This window comes from Streptomyces mirabilis, from assembly GCF_039503195.1.
GTDB classification, from domain to species: Bacteria; Actinomycetota; Actinomycetes; order Streptomycetales; family Streptomycetaceae; genus Streptomyces; species Streptomyces mirabilis_D.
This window is the reverse complement of sequence record NZ_JBCJKP010000001.1, coordinates 9,606,772-9,624,466: the sequence shown is the minus strand read 5'-3', so window position 1 is coordinate 9,624,466 and position 17,695 is coordinate 9,606,772. Positions and strand designations below refer to the sequence as shown.

At 70.9% G+C, this 17,695-nt stretch carries 13 protein-coding genes and 2 pseudogenes; 10 read left to right on the top strand and 5 right to left on the bottom strand.

The genetic code is table 11. The features are described 5' to 3' along the window. Window positions 1-206: 206 nt before the first annotated feature. The gene (locus AAFF41_RS43655) at window positions 207-1,724 is read right to left on the bottom strand and encodes a sugar ABC transporter ATP-binding protein (RefSeq protein WP_343325816.1); all 1,518 of its coding nucleotides are present in this window, start codon (window positions 1,722-1,724) and stop codon (window positions 207-209) included. 329 nt (window positions 1,725-2,053) lie between these two features. On the opposite strand from AAFF41_RS43655, the pseudogene rhaI reads away from it, so the two are divergent. The 7 genes and pseudogenes from rhaI to AAFF41_RS43620 all read left to right on the top strand — a co-directional run bounded on the left by rhaI (window position 2,054) and on the right by AAFF41_RS43620 (window position 11,039). Next, a pseudogene (gene rhaI, locus AAFF41_RS43650) lies at window positions 2,054-3,213 on the top strand (L-rhamnose isomerase). A 147-nt stretch (window positions 3,214-3,360) separates the two neighbouring features. After that, window positions 3,361-5,400 (top strand): bifunctional aldolase/short-chain dehydrogenase, encoded by a 2,040-nt coding sequence (locus AAFF41_RS43645; RefSeq protein WP_343325815.1) that lies wholly within the window; start codon window positions 3,361-3,363, stop codon window positions 5,398-5,400. Beyond that, window positions 5,397-6,848 (top strand): rhamnulokinase, encoded by a 1,452-nt coding sequence (locus tag AAFF41_RS43640; protein WP_343325814.1) that lies wholly within the window; start codon window positions 5,397-5,399, stop codon window positions 6,846-6,848. The genes AAFF41_RS43645 and AAFF41_RS43640 overlap by 4 nt, the downstream gene beginning before the upstream one ends. Before the next feature lie 140 nt (window positions 6,849-6,988). Further along, window positions 6,989-7,744 carry a (Fe-S)-binding protein gene (locus AAFF41_RS43635; RefSeq protein WP_319751086.1) on the top strand — a complete coding sequence of 252 codons (756 nt, stop codon included), beginning with the start codon at window positions 6,989-6,991 and terminating at the stop codon, window positions 7,742-7,744. Further along, window positions 7,741-9,218 (top strand): annotated as a pseudogene (locus AAFF41_RS43630) (LutB/LldF family L-lactate oxidation iron-sulfur protein). The gene AAFF41_RS43635 and the pseudogene AAFF41_RS43630 overlap by 4 nt, the downstream one beginning before the upstream one ends. Beyond that, a complete protein-coding gene (locus AAFF41_RS43625; RefSeq protein WP_343325813.1) occupies window positions 9,215-9,862 on the top strand; it encodes a LutC/YkgG family protein in 648 nt (215 codons plus the stop codon). Before AAFF41_RS43630 ends, AAFF41_RS43625 begins: the two are co-directional and overlap by 4 nt. A gap of 22 nt (window positions 9,863-9,884) precedes the next feature. Further along, a complete protein-coding gene (locus AAFF41_RS43620; protein ID WP_319751089.1) occupies window positions 9,885-11,039 on the top strand; it encodes an ABC transporter ATP-binding protein in 1,155 nt (384 codons plus the stop codon). A 256-nt stretch (window positions 11,040-11,295) separates the two neighbouring features. Here AAFF41_RS43620 and AAFF41_RS43615 read toward each other — a convergent pair whose 3' ends face one another. Next, complete coding sequence (locus AAFF41_RS43615; protein WP_343325812.1) at window positions 11,296-11,973, bottom strand: hypothetical protein; 678 nt, start codon at window positions 11,971-11,973, stop codon at window positions 11,296-11,298. Window positions 11,974-12,124: 151 nt separating this feature from the next. Here AAFF41_RS43615 and AAFF41_RS43610 point away from each other — a divergent pair, with 151 nt between their 5' ends. Beyond that, complete coding sequence (locus AAFF41_RS43610) at window positions 12,125-12,964, top strand: DUF1206 domain-containing protein (RefSeq protein ID WP_343325811.1); 840 nt, start codon at window positions 12,125-12,127, stop codon at window positions 12,962-12,964. Window positions 12,965-12,997: 33 nt separating this feature from the next. On the opposite strand, the gene AAFF41_RS43605 is transcribed toward AAFF41_RS43610, so the two are convergent. Genes AAFF41_RS43605 through AAFF41_RS43595 form a run of 3 tightly spaced genes read right to left on the bottom strand, consistent with a single transcriptional unit; the run spans window position 12,998 to window position 15,293 of the window. Next, on the bottom strand, window positions 12,998-13,948 hold the full coding sequence (locus AAFF41_RS43605) for an ABC transporter substrate-binding protein (RefSeq protein WP_343325810.1): 951 nt from the start codon (window positions 13,946-13,948) through the stop codon (window positions 12,998-13,000). After that, window positions 13,945-14,616, bottom strand: coding sequence for an ABC transporter permease (locus tag AAFF41_RS43600; protein ID WP_343325809.1), 672 nt, complete (start codon window positions 14,614-14,616; stop codon window positions 13,945-13,947). Before AAFF41_RS43600 ends, AAFF41_RS43605 begins: the two co-directional genes overlap by 4 nt. Beyond that, window positions 14,613-15,293, bottom strand: coding sequence for an ABC transporter permease (locus AAFF41_RS43595; RefSeq protein ID WP_097287748.1), 681 nt, complete (start codon window positions 15,291-15,293; stop codon window positions 14,613-14,615). The genes AAFF41_RS43600 and AAFF41_RS43595 overlap by 4 nt, the downstream gene beginning before the upstream one ends. Window positions 15,294-15,454: 161 nt before the next feature. On the opposite strand from AAFF41_RS43595, the gene AAFF41_RS43590 reads away from it, so the two are divergent. Next, on the top strand, window positions 15,455-16,246 hold the full coding sequence (locus AAFF41_RS43590; protein WP_343325808.1) for an ABC transporter ATP-binding protein: 792 nt from the start codon (window positions 15,455-15,457) through the stop codon (window positions 16,244-16,246). Between the two features lie 3 nt (window positions 16,247-16,249). Further along, on the top strand, window positions 16,250-17,560 hold the full coding sequence (locus AAFF41_RS43585) for an FtsX-like permease family protein (RefSeq protein WP_319751096.1): 1,311 nt from the start codon (window positions 16,250-16,252) through the stop codon (window positions 17,558-17,560). Window positions 17,561-17,695: the final 135 nt, after the last annotated feature.

Sequence of the window (17,695 nt, the reverse complement as noted above, 5' to 3'; positions counted from 1 at the left end):
GGGGATGTGAGGGGACTGACGGACGACCGTCGAAGTGAGGGGAACGGCCCCCTGGGAAGAGGCGGGTGTGGCGCGGGCGGCCGAACCGGCGGCTCCGAACTCCCCACCGGCGGCACGCCCCACGTTCACGGAGGCGAACCGACAGCCCGCCCCGGCCGCTGCCGGTGCTGCCGGTGCTGCGTCGAGGGTGGCGCGCCTGGTGGCTGTCACGCGGCAACCCTCCCCGTCGCTGCGGCCATCACGGTCTCCTCGGTGGCTTCGGAGCGGGGTATCTCGGCGGTGAGCCGACCCTCGTGCATCACCAGCACCCGGTCGGCCATGCCGAGGATCTCGGGCAGGTCGGAGGAGATCATCAGGACGGCCACCCCGTCGGCGGCCAACTCGGAGAGCAGCCGGTGCACTTCGGCCTTCGTGCCCACGTCGATGCCCCGGGTGGGCTCATCGACGATCAGCACCTTGGGGCCGGTGGCGAGCCACTTGGCGAGGACGACCTTCTGCTGGTTGCCGCCCGAGAGCGTGTTGACCGTGTCGGCGATCCGGGCGTACTTCACCTGGAGCTTGACCGCCCAGTCGAGGGAACGGCTGCGCTCGGCGCCGCGGTCCACCAGCCCCGCCTTCACGGTCGTACGCAGCCCGGTGAGCCCGATGTTGCGCTCGATGGACATGTCCATCACCAGTCCCTGGGCGCGCCGGTCCTCGGGGACGAGGGCGAGCCCCGCGGCCATGGCCGTGGAGGGCGCCCCGTTCGTCAGCGACTTCCCGTCGACCTCGACCTCTCCGGCGTCCCAGCGGTCGACGCCGAAGACGGCCCGGGCGACCTCCGTACGCCCGGCGCCGACGAGTCCGGCGAGACCGACGATCTCGCCGCGCCGCACGTCGAAGGAGACGTCGGTGAAGACACCCTCACGGGTCAGCCGGCGCACGCTCAGGGCGACGTCGCCCGCCTCGACGTCCTGCTTGGGGTAGAGCTCGTCGAGGTCGCGGCCGACCATCCGGCGTACGAGGTCGTCCTCGGTCATGCCGTCGAGGAGCTCGCTGGAGATCCGGGCGCCGTCGCGCAGGGTCGTGACCCGTTGGCAGATCTGGAAGATCTCCTCCAGACGGTGCGAGATGAACAGCACCGCCGAACCCTGCTCGCGCAGGGTGCGCACGACACCGAAGAGGCGGGCCACCTCGCTGCCGGTCAGGGCGGCGGTCGGCTCGTCCATGATCAGGACGCGGGCGTCGAAGGAGAGCGCCTTGGCGATCTCGACGATCTGCTGGTCGGCGATGGACAGTCCGCGCGCCGGGCGTTCGGGGTCGAGTTCGACACCGAGTCGCTTCATCAGGGCGGCGCTCGCCTCGTGGGTGGCCTTGTGGTCGATACGGCCGAGGGCGCGCCGGGGCTGGCGGCCCATGAAGATGTTCTCCGCGATCGACAGGTCGGGGAAGAGGGTGGGCTCCTGATAGATCACCGCGATGCCCGCGTCGCGGGCGTCGGCGGGACCGTGGAAGACGGTGGGCTCACCGTCCAGCAGCACCCGACCGGCGTCCGGTCGGTGCACGCCGGCGAGCGTCTTGATGAGGGTCGACTTGCCCGCGCCGTTCTCACCGGCGAGAGCGTGCACCTCGCCGGGGAACAGTTCCAGGGACACGTCCCGCAGGGCGCGTACCGCGCCGAAGGACTTGGAAATGTCCTCCAGCGCCAGTACGGGGGCCGGACCCGCGTCGGACCGGTGGGTCATGTGAGCTCCTCAACGACGCGGGCGGCGAGGCCTCACGACGTCGTGAAAGGTTTCAACTAGGTTGCCGGGACGTTAGGCAGGTAGCCCAGGTCACGTCAATGGGTTCGGGTCGAAATTTTCGATAGCCGATGGTCACAACCGAGTCACGGATGGCGGTCTTCACCCAGGGGCTTGACACGCCTTCGGGCGGCTCATAGCTTCGGCGTTCTGAATCGTTTCAGATCGTTTCAGACGGAAGAGCTGTTCCGATCAGGCAGAAGTGCAGTTCGGACCCGACTCCACAAGTCGTTCGAAACCGAAGCCACACCCGAAGTCACAGGAGCCCCGAAGTGACCGAGCTTGCCGCGGTGAAGACCGCCCTCAAGACCCAGGCAGTAGAGACGCCCTCATGGGCGTACGGGAACTCGGGAACCCGCTTCAAGGTGTTCGCGCAGCCCGGAGTCCCGCGCAATCCGCGCGAGAAACTGGACGACGCCGCCCAGGTGCACGCCTTCACGGGGGCCGCGCCGACCGTCGCGCTGCACATCCCCTGGGACAAGGTCGACGATTACGGGGCGCTGGCGAAGTACGCGCAGGAGCGCGGCCTGAAGCTGGGCGCGATCAACTCCAACACCTTCCAGGACGACGACTACAGGCTCGGCTCCATCTGTCACCCGGACGCCGCCGTCCGCCGGAAGGCTGTCGACCACCTGCTCGAGTGCGTGGACATCATGGACGCGACGGGTTCGAAGGACCTGAAGCTCTGGTTCGCCGACGGTACGAACTATCCCGGTCAGGACGACATCCGTGAGCGCCAGGACCGGCTGACCGAGGGCCTGGCCCAGGTGTACGAGCGACTCGGGGACGACCAGCGGATGCTGTTGGAGTACAAGTTCTTCGAGCCCGCCTTCTACATGACGGACGTCCCGGACTGGGGCACGGCGTACGCGCACTGCCTCAAGCTCGGCCCGAAGGCGCAGGTCGTCGTCGACACCGGGCACCACGCGCCCGGCACCAACATCGAGTTCATCGTCGCGACGCTGCTGCGCGAGGGCAAGCTCGGCGCGTTCGACTTCAACTCGCGGTTCTACGCCGACGACGACCTGATGGTCGGCGCGGCCGATCCCTTCCAGCTGTTCCGGATCATGTACGAGGTGATCCGCGGCGGCGGCTTCACGCCGGACGTCGCCTTCATGCTCGACCAGTGCCACAACATCGAGGCGAAGATCCCGGCGATCATCCGTTCCGTGATGAACGTGCAGGAGGCGACGGCGAAGGCGCTGCTCGTGGACGGTGCGGCGCTGGCCGACGCGCAGCGTACCGGGGATGTGCTCGCGGCCAACGCGGTGATCATGGACGCGTACAACACCGATGTGCGGCCGTTGCTGAGTGAGGTGCGCGAGGAGCTGGGGCTGGACGCGGATCCCGTCTCGGCGTACCGCCGATCCGGGTGGGGGAGAAGATCGCGGCGGACCGTGTGGGTGGACAGCAGGCCGGATGGGGGGCCTGAGCGGCTGAATCTCGTCTGCCTGGTTCGGCTCTTCGCAGGCTGCGGGCCGTATGTGGCTGGTCGCGCAGTTCCCCGCGCCCCTTCGGGGCGCTTCACCGCAGGTACGTCACCTCTCACCCTGCTTTCATTTCTCTAAGGACTAGGAACATGGCATCCCATCCCGAAGCCGCCGCTCTGTTGGCCCGGTCGCACCGGCTCGGTGCTGATCCTCGTAACACCAACTACGCGGGCGGCAATGCCTCCGCGAAAGGCACCGACACCGATCCTGTGACCGGCGGTGATGTCGAGCTGATGTGGGTGAAGGGGTCGGGTGGGGATCTCGGCACCCTGACCGGGTCGGGGCTCGCCGTGCTGCGGCTTGACCGGCTGCGGGCGATGACGGCGGTCTACCCGGGGGTCGAGCGCGAGGACGAGATGGTCGCCGCGTTCGACTACTGCCTGCACGGCAAGGGCGGCGCGGCCCCGTCCATCGACACGGCGATGCACGGGCTGGTGGACGCGGCCCACGTCGACCATCTGCACCCCGACTCCGGGATCGCGCTGGCCTGCGCGGCGGACGGCGAGAAGCTGACCGCCGAGTGTTTCGGCGACAGTGTGGTGTGGGTGCCGTGGCGCCGGCCCGGCTTCCAGCTGGGGCTGGACATCGCGGCGGTCAAGGAGGCCAACCCGCGGGCGATCGGCTGCGTCCTGGGCGGGCACGGCATCACGGCGTGGGGCGACACGGCGGAGGAGTGCGAGCGGAACTCGCTGCACATCATCCGCACCGCCGAGACGTTCCTCGTCGAGCGTGGCAAGGCGGAGCCTTTCGGGCCCGTCGTCGAGGGGTACACGGCCCTGGACACCGCCCGGCGCCGGGAGCGGGCCGCGACGCTGGCGCCGTACGTCCGGGCCCTCGCCTCGCAGGACAAGCCGCAGGTCGGCCACTTCACCGACTCCGACGTCGTCCTCGACTTCCTCGCGAGCGCCGAGCACCCGCGCCTCGCCGCGCTCGGCACCTCCTGCCCCGACCACTTCCTGCGGACCAAGGTCCGGCCGCTCGTCCTCGATCTGCCGCCGACCGTGGAACTGGACGCGGCGATCGCGCGGCTGGAGGAGCTGCACGGCGAGTACCGCGAGGAGTACGCGGCCTACTACCAGCGGCACGCCGACGTCGACTCCCCCGCGATGCGCGGCGCGGACCCGGCGATCGTGCTGATCCCCGGTGTCGGCATGTTCTCCTTCGGCAAGGACAAGCAGACCGCGCGCGTGGCCGGCGAGTTCTACGTCAACGCGATCAACGTGATGCGGGGCGCCGAGGCGGTCTCGACGTACGCGCCGATCGAGGAGTCGGAGAAGTTCCGCATCGAGTACTGGGCGCTGGAGGAGGCCAAGCTCCAGCGGATGCCGCAGCCGAAGCCGCTCGCCACCCGGGTGGCGCTGGTGACGGGGGCGGGCAGCGGGATCGGCAAGGCGATCGCCGAACGGCTCGTCGCCGAGGGCGCGTGCGTGGTGATCGCCGATCTCAACGGGGAGAACGCCGCCGAGGTCGCCTCCTCGCTGGGCGGGCCCGACAAGGCCGTCGCCGTCACCGTCGACGTGACCTGCGAGGAGCAGATCGCCGAAGCCTTCAGGGCGGCGGTGCTCGCCTTCGGCGGCGTCGACCTGGTGGTGAACAACGCCGGTATCTCCATCTCCAAGCCGCTGCTCGAGACCACCGTGAAGGACTGGGACCTCCAGCACGACATCATGGCCCGGGGCTCCTTCCTCGTGTCGAGGGAGGCGGCGCGGGTGATGATCCAGCAGAGGCTGGGCGGGGACATCGTCTACATCGCGTCCAAGAACTCGGTCTTCGCCGGCCCGAACAACATCGCGTACTCCGCCACCAAGGCCGACCAGGCGCATCAAGTACGGCTCCTTGCCGCCGAGTTGGGCGAGCACGGCATCCGGGTGAACGGCGTCAACCCCGACGGGGTCGTGCGCGGCTCGGGCATCTTCGCGGGCGGCTGGGGCGCGCAGCGCGCGGCGACGTACGGCATCGAGGAGGAGAAGCTCGGCGAGTTCTACGCCCAGCGGACCATCCTCAAGCGCGAGGTGCTGCCCGAGCACGTGGCGAACGCCGTGTTCGCCCTGACGGGTGGGGATCTGACCCACACCACAGGTCTGCACGTCCCGGTCGACGCGGGTGTCGCGGCGGCCTTCCTGCGATGAGCGAGCACGTGAAGAGCTTCGCCGCGGTCGACCTCGGCGCGTCCAGCGGGCGCGTCATGGTCGGCCGCGTCGGCCCCGAGTCGCTGGAGCTGACGGAGGCGCACCGCTTCCCGAACCGGCCGGTGCGGGTCCCCGAGGGGCTGCGGTGGGACATCCTCTCGCTGTACGCGGGGGTGCTCGACGGACTGCGGGCGGCCGGGCAGGTCGACTCCGTCGGCATCGACAGCTGGGCCGTGGACTACGGGTTGCTGGACGCCGACGGCGCGCTGCTCGGCAACCCGGTGCACTACCGCGACGCCCGCACCGAGGGGGTCGCGGAGAAGGTGTGGGCCACCGTGCCCGCCGCCGAGCTGTACGCGGCGACCGGGCTCCAGTACGCGCCCTTCAACACCCTGTACCAGCTCACGGCGGCCCGCTCGACGGCTCAACTCGTCGCCGCCGAGCGCCTGTTGCTCGTTCCCGACCTGCTGGCGTACTGGCTCACGGGCGAGGCGGGCACGGAGATCACCAACGCCTCGACCACCCAGCTGATCGACCCGCGCACCCGTGACTGGTCCCACGACCTCGCGGACCGGCTCGGCATCGACCTCACGCTCTTCGCGCCGCTGCGACAGCCGGGCGACCCGGCCGGTCTGCTGCTCCCGCGGATCCTGGAGGAGACCGGGCTGAGGGGCCCGGTCCCGGTGACGACCGTCGGCTCGCACGACACCGCGTCCGCGGTCGCCGCCGTCCCGGCGACGGGCGAGCGGTTCGCGTACATCTGCACCGGCACCTGGTCCCTCGCGGGCCTGGAGCTGGAGCGGCCGGTCCTCACCGAGGCGAGCCGGGCGGCCAACTTCACCAATGAACTGGGCCTGGACGGCACGGTCCGCTATCTGCGGAACATCATGGGGCTGTGGCTGCTCCAGGAGTGTGTACGGGAATGGGGGCAGCCCGATCTGGGTGAGCTGCTGCGGGTCGCCGCGGAGGTGCCCGCGCTGCGGTCGGTGGTGGACGCGGGCGACGCCACGTTCCTGGCCCCTGGCCGGATGCCGGACCGGATCACCGACGCCTGCCGGGAGTCGGGACAGCCCGTGCCCGAGTCGCGCGCCGAGATCACCCGTTGCATTCTCGACTCCCTCGCCCTCGCCCACCGCAGGGCGATCCGCGAGGCGGAGGCCCTCGCCGACCACCCGGTCGACGTCGTCCACATCGTCGGCGGCGGTACCCGCAACGAGCTCCTGTGCCAACTGACGGCCGACGCCAGCGGGCTGCCGGTCGTGGCCGGCCCGGCGGAGGCCGCCGCGCTCGGCAACGTCCTCGTCCAGGCCCGCGCACACGGTCTGGTCGGCGACCGTACGTCGATGCGGCGGCTCCTCGCCCGTACACAGCCGTTGCGGCGGTACGAGCCCCGGGGCGACCCGGCGGCCTGGCGCGCCGCCCAGGACCGGCTCACGGCGGGCGGGTGAACCGGAAATCCCGCCCGCCGTGAGCGGCGCCTTTCCCCCGTCCGCGAGGGGACTCGCCCGTGTCCATGAGCGGGGGCTCCCCTGCCGCTCGCCCTCCGCGTACCCTGCACTCATCCGATGATCGATCCCAAGGAGCTGCGATGCGTGTCGCCCTGTTCCTGACCTGTGTCAACGACACGCTCTATCCGGACACCGGCCGCGCCGTGGTGAAACTGCTGACCAGGCTGGGCGTCGAGGTCGACTTCCCGCTGGCGCAGACCTGCTGCGGGCAGGCCCACTACAACACCGGGTACCGGCACGAGGCCGAGCCACTGGCCCGGCATTTCTCCGATGTCTTCGGTGAGTACGAGGCGATCGTGACGCCCTCCGGGTCGTGCGGCGCGATGGTGCGGGAGCTGTATCCGCGGATGGGTGAGCGGGCGCGGGCGGAGGGCCGCGGGGACACCCTCGCGGCCACCCTCGCCCCGGTCGTGCCGAAGACGTACGAGCTCACCGAGTTCCTGGTGGACGTGCTCGGCGTGACGGACGTCGGCGCCTACTACCCGCACACCGTCACCTACCACCCCACCTGTCACGGGCTGCGCAGTCTCGGGCTCGGCGACCGGCCGCGCCGGCTCCTCCAGGCCGTCAAGGGGCTCGAACTGCGCGAGTTGCCGGGGGCGGACGAATGCTGCGGCTTCGGCGGCACGTTCGCCGTCAAGAACCCCGACGTCTCGGCCGCGATGGGCGCCGACAAGGTGCACAACGCCGAGTCGACGGGCGCGGAGGTGCTGTGCGCCGCCGACAACTCCTGTCTGATGCACATCGGCGGCACGATGGCCCGGCTGGAGACACGGATGCGGCCGGTGCACATCGCGGAGATCCTGGCCGGTACGGAAGAGGAGCCGAGCGCATGAGTGGCACCTTCGTCGGCATGCCCGCCTTCCCCAAGGCAGCGCACGAGGCCGTCAACAACCCGACGCTGCGCGGCAATCTGCGCCACGCCACCCACACGATCCGCGCCAAGCGGGCGGTCGCCGTCGCCGAACTCGACGACTGGGCCGCCCTGCGCGAGGCCGGCAAGCAGATCAAGGATCACACGCTCCGTCATCTCGACCGCTACCTCGTGCAGTTGGAGGAGTCGGTCACCGCGGCCGGGGGCATCGTGCACTGGGCCGCCGACGCCGACGAGGCCAACCGGATCGTCGCCGACCTGGTGAAGATGACCGGGGAGAGCGAGGTCGTCAAGGTCAAGTCGATGGCCACGCAGGAGATCGGCCTCAACGAGGCCCTGGAGGCCGAGGGCATCCACGCCTACGAGACCGATCTCGCCGAGCTCATCGTGCAGTTGGGCAAGGACCGTCCTTCCCACATCCTCGTCCCGGCCATCCACCGCAACCGCGGCGAGATCCGCGACATCTTCGCGCGCGAGATGAGCGAGTGGGGCCGCCCGGCGCCGGAGGGCCTCACCGACACGCCCGCCGAACTGGCCGAGGCCGCCCGACTGCACCTGCGCGAGAAGTTCCTGCGCGCCAAGGTCGGCATCTCCGGCGCCAACTTCATGGTCGCCGAGACCGGCACCCTGATGGTCGTGGAGTCCGAGGGCAACGGCCGGATGTGTCTGACCCTGCCCGAGACGCTGATCTCGGTCGTCGGCATCGAGAAGATCGTTCCGACCTGGCAGGACCTGGAGGTCTTCCTCCAGACCCTCCCCGCTCCTCGACCGCCGAGCGCATGAACCCGTACACCTCGATGTGGACGGGCACCACAGAGGAGGACGGCCCCCAGACCTTCCACCTGGTCCTCATCGACAACGGCCGCACCGACACCCTCGCCGACGAGGTCGGCCGCCAGGCTCTGCGCTGCATCCGCTGCTCGGCATGTCTCAACGTCTGCCCGGTGTACGAGCGCGCGGGCGGCCACGCCTACGGCTCGGTCTACCCCGGCCCGATCGGCGCGATCCTCAGCCCCCAACTCCGTGGCACCGCAAGCGAGATCGACGCCTCGCTCCCGTACGCCTCCTCGCTCTGCGGTGCCTGCTACGAGGTCTGCCCGGTCGCCATCGACATCCCGGAGGTCCTCGTCCACCTGCGCGAACGGATCGCCGAGGGCGGTCAGGTGACGCGGGAGGGCAACAAGGTCGTCCTCAAGCCCGCCAAGGGGCACGCCGCCGAGCGGGCGGCGATGCGGGCGGCACGCTGGACGTTCAGCCACCCCGGCGCCCTGCGCACCGGCCAGCGGTTCGCCTCCCGCACACGCCGCTTCCACCCACGCACGCTGCCCGGCCCCGGCAAGGCGTGGAGCGACACCCGGGATCTCCCGACGGTCCCCGCGGAACCGTTCCGCGACTGGTGGCAGCGCACGCACGGCGGAAAGGACACCGACAAGTGAGCAGCAGGGATCTGATCCTGGGGCGGGTGCGGCGCGCGCTCGCCGATGTGCCGCGGGACGACACGCCGTACGAGCAGGCCATTGAGCGGGGGTACCTGCGCGAGCACGGGTCTCGGAGCGTCGAGGAGACGGTGGATCTGCTGGCGGAGAACCTGGCGGACTACCGGGCGCTGGTGCACCGCTGCGCGGCCGACGAGCTGGCCCCCACCATCGCCGGGCTGCTCGCCGGACACGGTTCGATGTCGGTGGTCCTACCGGCGGGACTGGACGCTCAGTGGCTGGCGGCGTCGGAGGTGACGCGCGTCCCGGACCGGGCCGAGGACACCTCGGGCGAGCTGGACCGCGTCGACAGCGTCGTGACCGCGTGCGCGCTCGCCATCGCCGAGACCGGCACCCTCGTCCTGGACGGTGGTCCCGACCAGGGACGCCGTCGCATCACGCTGGTCCCCGATCACCACATCTGTGTCGTCCGCGTTCCCGACCAGGTCGTCTCCTCCGTGCCCCAGGCCCTGGAGCGCCTGGATCCGACCCGCCCGCTGACCTGGATCTCCGGCCCGTCGGCGACCAGCGACATCGAGCTCGACCGGGTCGAGGGGGTGCACGGTCCGCGCACCCTGGAAGTGGTGCTGGTGAGCGGGGAGTGACCTGCGCGGTTAGCGTGAGGGGATGATCCGGTTCGAACAGGTCACCAAGCGCTATCCGGACGGCACGACGGCCGTGGACGGCCTCTCGTTCGAGGTCGCGGAGGGCGAACTCGTCACGCTCGTGGGCCCGTCGGGCTGCGGCAAGACAACGACCATGATGATGGTGAACCGGCTGATCGAACCGACCTCGGGCCGGATCTTCGTGAACGGCCAGGACATCGCCACGGTCGACCCGGTGCGGCTGCGGAGGCGTATCGGGTACGTCATCCAGCAGGTGGGCCTGTTCCCGCACCGGACGATCCTCGACAACACGGCGACCGTGCCGACGCTCATCGGCTGGAAGAAGGCGAAGGCGCGGACGCGCGCCGCGGAGCTGCTCGACCTGGTGGGCCTGGACCCGAAGACGTACGGCTCGCGCTATCCGGAACAGCTGTCGGGCGGCCAGCGCCAGCGGGTCGGGGTGGCCCGGGCGCTCGCCGCCGATCCACCCGTACTGCTGATGGACGAGCCCTTCGGGGCCGTCGACCCGGTCGTCCGGGAACAGTTGCAGGACGAGTTCCTGCGCATGCAGGAGGCCGTGCGCAAGACGGTGCTGCTGGTCACGCACGACATCGAGGAGGCGGTACGGCTCGGCGACCGCATCGCGGTGTACGGGCAGGGCCGCATCGAGCAGTTCGACACGCCGGGGGCCGTGCTCGGCACCCCGGCCACCCCCTATGTCGCCGAGTTCGTCGGCGCCGACCGCGGGCTGAAGCGGCTGTCGGTCACCGACATCGAGCCCGGCGACCTGGAACAGCCGCCCGTCGCCCGCCTGGACGAGGCCGCCGAGACGGCGGTCGCCCGCCTGCACGCGCAGGGCGCGCGATGGGCGGTCGTCCTGGGCACGGAGGACGACCTGCACGGGTGGGTGGGCGTCGACGAGTTGGCGGCGGGCGGGTCCGTCGGAGACCGCGCCCACCGGATGAACTCGTGGGTCCCGGTGGGAGCCCCGCTGAAGCAGGCCTTCGGTGTGATGCTCCAGCACGACGCGGGCTGGGTCGCGGTACTGGACGGGGCCCGCTTCCTCGGCGTACTCACCCCGGCGAAACTGCACGAGGCACTGCGGAGGTCGGTGGACGCGGATGCGCGGGGGGTGCGGCGGGGGCAGGTGTCGATCGACTCGATCTCCGATGCGTGAGCGCTCCCCTGGGTTGGGCGGGGGTGCGGGTTGGCCGGGGGGTGCGGGTTGGGCAGGGGGTGCGGGTTGTTCGGCGCTGCGGGTTCGATGTGGCTGGGCGCGCAGTTCCCCACGCCCCTTTGGGGCGCCCGCGGCAGCACCCGTGGCCGCGACGGCCGCCACCGAGGGGAGTACGGCCCTGATCGGGCCCAGCAGACCGCGCGGGCGCCCCACGTCAACGTACGCCTCCTGAAGCGGAGTTCCCTCCCGTCGCGCGCTAACCGAAGACGGCCTTCAGGCGGGCCGCCAGGGCCGCCAGACGGGCGGTGAGTGGGGCGCCGCCGAGCTGCCGAGCCAGGCAGGCGAGGATCTGCTCGACGGCCCTGCGGACCCGTTCCTCATCGATCGGGGGGCGGGCCAGCTCCACCTTGATCACCGCCGCGGCCTGCCGAATGACGTACTGCGAGTAGAGATCGAGCCCCAGCCGATCGACCTCGCCCCGCAGGGTTTCCACCACCTGTACGGGGTCCGCGCGCCGCGCCGGATGGAAGTGCGTCCGGTACAACTGCTCGGGCCGTGCGTCGGTTTGATTTCGAGTCACATTCCCTTGGGAGCTGATCGCCACCTGGCTGTCGGTGATCGGGCCGAAGACATAGACCAACGGAGTCGTCGGCTCGTCCGGACGCAGGGGGCTGATCTGCTCGGGACTCGGCTCACGGGCCAGGCGCAGTAAGGAGTCGTAGTCGCGGTAGTCGATGAGCGGCGGCCCGGCGGTGCGCGGTGCCTGTGCCGGCCCAGCCGTCGGCGGTGCACCATGCGGCGTCCATGCCGGTACCCCGGCCATCCCCCGCCGGTGGATCGATCCCCCCGCCTCATGCGCGGTCTCCCTCGCGGGCTGGGACGACACGCTGGGGTGCGGGCGCTCGTTCTCGTACCGGAATCCCGCACTGGCCATGTGAACCCCCCGTGGCAGAGCACCTCCTTGAAGCGTAGCGAGACAAACCCCGGGAGGAAGGCCTCATCCGGCATCGGAACACCGCATTCTGGCCACTTCCGCGCACGTGTGTCTCTCCGATGCGAGGGCACCCGTTCCGCGGGAGGTCCACATGAACGCAAGTGCGACAGCACGAACCGGACGCATCAAGGCTCGGCGCGCGGCGAGGGGCTCGGGGGTGGAGTACGCCGCCCGGGCGGGTCTGACCGCGCGGGGCGTGATCTACCTGCTGGTCGGTGTGCTGGCGCTGCGGATCGCCTTCGGGGACGGGAAGAAGCAGGCGGACCGCAATGGTGCCGTCGCGGAGATCGCGCAACAGCCCTTCGGCGCGGTGCTGCTGTGGGCGCTGGCCGTCGGCCTCGTCGGCATGGCGTTGTGGCGGCTGTCCGAGGCGTGCTTCGGTTCCGCCGGGCCGGACGGCCGGGCGGCGAAGAAGCGACTCCTGTCGGCCGGGCGCTTCGTGTTCTACGCGTTCGTCGCCTACTCGGTGCTCTCGTTCGCGGCGGGCTCGGGCAGTGGCGGGAAGGGTTCGAGCGACCAACGGTCGCGGGACGTGACGGCCAAGGTGCTGAATCTGCCTGCGGGGCAGTGGATCGTCGGAGTCGCCGGAGTCGGCATCGTCGTGGCGGGTCTGCTGATCGGCGGGCGGGCCGTGTTGCGCAAGTACCACAAGAAGCTGAAGCTCGGTCAGATGTCGGCGCGCACGCGGCGGCTGGTGGATGTGACCGGCGTGGGCGGTGGCGCGGCGCGCGGGCTGGTGTTCGCCGCGGCGGGGTGCTTCGCCGTGCGCGCGGCGATCGACTACGAACCCGACCGGGCGAAGGGGCTGGACGACACGATCCGCTCGTTCGCCCACACCCCTGCGGGGCCGTGGCTGCTGGTGTGCGTCGCCGCCGGACTCGTGCTGTTCGGCCTGTTCTCCTTCGCGATGGCGCGCTGGCGCCGGGTCTGAGGGCATCTGAGGGCACTGAGGGAACCGAGGGCATCACTTCAGCAGGCCCTTGTCCTTCAGATAGGTCCGCGCCACGTCCTCGGGCAGCCGTCGCCAGCTGTCCACCTGCTGGTTCATCGATGCCAGGTCCGCGGTGGTGAGTACGTCGTTGACCTTGCCGAGTGCCTTGATGACGCCCTCGCTGCCGGCGCGCGAGCGGTTGACGACGGGCACGATGTAGTCGGCGTTCTGCAGATGTTTGTCGTCGGCGAGGAGGACGAGGCCGAACTCGTCGAGCGTCGCGTCCGTCGTCGTGGTCAGGACCATCTGGTCCTGACCACTCTGCACGGCCCGCTTCGCCTGGGTGGTGCCCACACCCTTCGGGTCGACGCCGGTGATGTCGATGCCGTACGTCTTCTTCAACCCGGGTTCGCAGTAGGGCCGTTGGACGCACTCGTCGCCCGCCGCGAGCCGTACCGGAAGACGGGACGCGCCGAGGTCGCTGAGCGTCTTCAGGTGATGCTGCCCGGCATACGCCGCCGTCACCGCGAAGGCGTTCTGGTCGACGGCCCTGCTGGGGTCGAGGACGGTGAGGCCGCGCGGTGTGGCGAGCGCTCGGAGCGCCTTCATCGTGGTGGCGAGATCGGGTGAGCCGACGGGCGGCGCGTCCGCTCCGTGGGTCTTGGCGTTCAGCCAGTCCGCGAAGGTGGCCGCGTACTCCGGTACGACGTCGATCTGGCCGGATTCCAGGGCGGGTTCGTAGAGTTCGCGGTTGGCGACCGTCAGCATGGAGGTCTTGTATCCGGCCTGGTCGAGCAGCAGCGCGTACATCTGGGCCAGCAGGTCGCTCTCGGTGAACCCGGCCGAGCCGATGGTCAGGTGCTTGCTGTCGCCGGGCGGCGCGGTGACCGCTCCGCGGTTCTCCAGGGACGGGCCGGTGGCGCAGCCGGTCAGCAGGGCCAGGCTCAGCAGGGCCAGGCTCAGCAGGGTGCCACCTCGCCTCATCGGATGCCCCTCGCCCAGCGCGGTGCCAGCCGTTCGGCGATCTCGAAGATCCCCTCGACGATCAGGGCGAACACGGCGACGAGGATCGCGCCGGCGACGACCTGCGGGGTACTCGCCAGGTTGAAGCCCGCGGTGATGATCCGGCCGAGTCCGCCGCCGCCCGCGAGCGCGGCGATCGTGGCGGTCGCGACGAGTTGGACCGCGGCGATCCGTACGCCGTTCATGACCATCGGGAGCGAAAGGGGCAGTTCTACGTGGAACAGCATCTGTCGGCCGGTCATCCCCATGCCTCGCGCCGAGCTGACCACGCTCCGGTCGACCTCGCGCATCCCTACGTAGGCGTTGGTGAGCAGCGGTGGTACGGCGAAGAGGACCAGCGCGACGACGGTCGGACCCTCGCCCCACTTGCCGAGCGGGGTGAGCAGCAGGAGGACCAGTACGGCGAAGGTGGGGACGGCGCGGCCGATGTTGGAGATGTTGACGGCGAGCGCGCCGCCCCTGCCGAGATGGCCCAGGACGAGGGCGACGGGCAGCGCGATGAGGCAGCTGATGACGAGGCAGACGACGGTCAGGACGAGGTGCTGGGCGAGGCGGTGCCAGACGCCGTCGTCCCCGGACCAGTGCGCGGGGTCGCTGAGCCAGTCCCAGGCCCCGGTCAGGGCGTTCATCCGCGGGCCGCCCGGGTCCAGGGGGTGAGGAGCCGCTGCACCGCGAGCAGGAGGAGGTCCGCGGCGACGGCGATGACGACGCAGAGTACGGACGCGGTGAGGACCTGCGCCTTGAAGTAGGTGTTCATGCCCGCGTAGATGAGATTGCCGAGTCCCCCGAAGCCGACGATCGCGCCGACCGTCACCAGTGAGACCGCCGAGACGGTGGCGATGCGCAGTCCGGCCATCGAGGCGGGCACCGCGAGCGGCAGTTCCACGGTGAGCAGGAGGCGGATGGGCCCGTATCCCATGCCGCGAGCGGCCTGCCGGGTCTCCTCGGGGACGGCGCGCAGGCCCGCGAGGATGTTCCGGACGAGGAGGGTCAGCGAGTAGAGGACGAGTCCGGAGACGACCAGCGTGGCCGACAGCCCGTACACGGGCAGGAGGAGCGAGAACATGGCGAGGGACGGGATGGTGTAGAGGATCGTGGTCACCGCGAGGACGGGTCCGGCCGCCCAGCCCCAGCGCCGGGCCAGGACGGCCAGCGGCACCGCGATGACGAGTCCGACGAGCACGGAGACCGCCGTGAGCTGGAGGTGCTGGACGACCGCGTCCAGGAGGATCTGGCGGCGCGTGCTCAGATACTCACCGCAGATCCACTCGTTGCGGGCGAGACAGTCGTCCGGGGGCGCGGTCACGCGTCCATTCCATCGGGGGCGGGCGGGAGTCGGCGCGTTCTGGTGGCCCGTACGGGGTGTCGCTGAGTACACCCCGCGATACGGGTTCTGCGCCCCATGTGGGTCGAGCGTTCGCTCCGTAGCGTCGTGAGCGAGGCACAGGGCGTGCCGGACGGAGAGTGATGACGATGTTTCGCCGCACCTCGCGACGTACGAACGGATCGGAGCCCGCCCAGGAGGCGCTGCGGCTGGTCAAGGTCGGCAAGACCTACGGCGCCGGGGAGAGCGCCGTGACCGCGCTGGACGGGGTGAGCCTCGGCCTGGCGCGCGGCAGCTTCACCGCGGTCATGGGGCCCTCGGGGTCCGGCAAGTCCACGCTGCTGCGGTGCGCGGCGGGGCTGGAGCGACCCGACAGCGGCATCGTGCGGGTCGACGGAACGGAGATGACGGGCCGCGGCGAGGCCGAGCTCACGAGGTTCCGGCGCGGCCGGATCGGTTTCGTCTTCCAGCAGTACAACCTGATGCCGACGCTGACCGTCGCCCAGAACACGATCCTGCCGCTGAAACTCGCCGGGCGGCGCGTCGACCGGGCCCGGGCGCGGGAGATCCTAACGGCGGTCGGTCTGGGCGACCGGCTCGGCAGCCTGCCCGACCAGCTCTCCGGCGGGCAGCAGCAGCGGGTGGCGATCGCCCGTGCGCTGGTCGCCGAGCCTCGGGTGATCTTCGCGGACGAGCCGACCGGCGCCCTCGACAGCCGCGGCGCACGGGAGGTGCTGCGGCTGCTTCAGGAGGCGGTGCGGGCGCACGGCAGGACGGTCGTCATGGTGACGCACGACCCCCTCGCCGCCTCGTACGCCGACGCGGTCGTGTTCCTCGCGGACGGGCGGATGGCCGGCCACCTGCACGCGCCGACGGCGGACGCCGTGGCCGAGCGCCTGGCGCACCTCGGCGACGACACGAGGGTGGGGGTGTGAGCCATGCTCGCTCTGGCCCTGCGTTCCCTCCGGCAGCGCCCCGGGCGCGCCACGGCGACCCTGCTGTCCGCCTTCCTCGGCGCGGCGGTCGTCATGACCTTCAACTCCCTGCACGACACGGCCGCGCGACCGGGCGTGGACTCCGTGAGCGCGGAGTCGCTGTCCACCGCGGCGGGCGTCGTCGGCGGCTACGGGACCCTGCTGGTGTTCTTCGCGATCGCCTCGACCCTGACGGTGAACGTCCGTCAGCGCGGCGCCGAGATGGAGCTGCTCAGGTGCTCCGGGGCGACTCCCGCGCAGATCAGGCGGATGGTCGTGGGTGAGGCGGTGGCGATCGCGCTGGTGGGCGCGGTAGTGGCGATCGGTCCGGCGATGCTCGGCGGACGCGCCCTGCTGGGCGTCTTCCAGGACAGCGGCCAGGTCGCCCGGTCCGTCGACTACTCCTTCGGTCCCGTCGCCCTCGCATCGGGCATCGCCATCACGGTGTCGGCCGCGGCGGGCGCGGCGTTCCTCGCGGTGCGGCGGGTGACGCTCCGCCGTCGCCCCCGGGGTCGGGCACGGACGTTCCTCGCGTACGCGGCTCTGCTCGCCGGTGGTGCGGCGGTCTGTTCCACCTTCGCGTTCTCGGCCGAGGACGCCGCGCTGATGGCGCCTCCCGCATACGGGGCGATCCTGCTGTCCGTGGGGTGCGCGCTGCTGGCGCCGCGGCTGCTGGAGGGCCTGCTGGACCGGCTGCCCCTGGCAGGCCCGAGCGGCTATCTGGCCGTACGGAACCTGCGTCGGCGTGCCGCGGAGATGTCCGGTGTCCTGATGCCGCTGATCCTCTTCACCTGCATGGCGTCGGCGACGCTGACCATGCAGGCGGTCGAGAGCGACGCGATCAGGGCCTCCGGTGTTCCGAAGTCGGTCGACGCGAAGAACCTCGAGACGCTCAACCTCACGGTCGTCGGCGTCATCGTGGTCTTCTGCTGCGTCATGCTGATCAACTCCCTGTACGCGGCGACGACTTACCGCGGCCGGGAGTTCGGGCAGCAACGGCTGGTGGGTGCGACGCCGGGGCAGGTGCTCGGGGCGGTCGGCGCCGAGGGCCTGATCCTGACGGTGACGGGCGTCTTCCTCGGCACGGTTGCCGGGCTCGGCGGGGTCGTCGCGTTCAGCGCCGTGCGCACGGGCTCCCCGTGGCCGGGCCAGGGGCCCGGTATCTGGCTCGCCGTCGTCGCGGTCGCGACGGCGGTGACCCTGGGGACCGTCCTGTTCACGGCCCGCCGCACCCTGCGGACGCCGGCCGTGGCGGCGGTGACCCTGGTCGCGTGAGCGGGCGGCGGACTGGGGGCTGTATATGGGCGCGGTCCGCGCTGGCACCTGAGCGGCCGAGTGGCCACGATGGACTCCAAGGACGACGGTTTCCGCCGCCAGGATCCAGGCCCCGGAGGGGACGATGACGTCAGA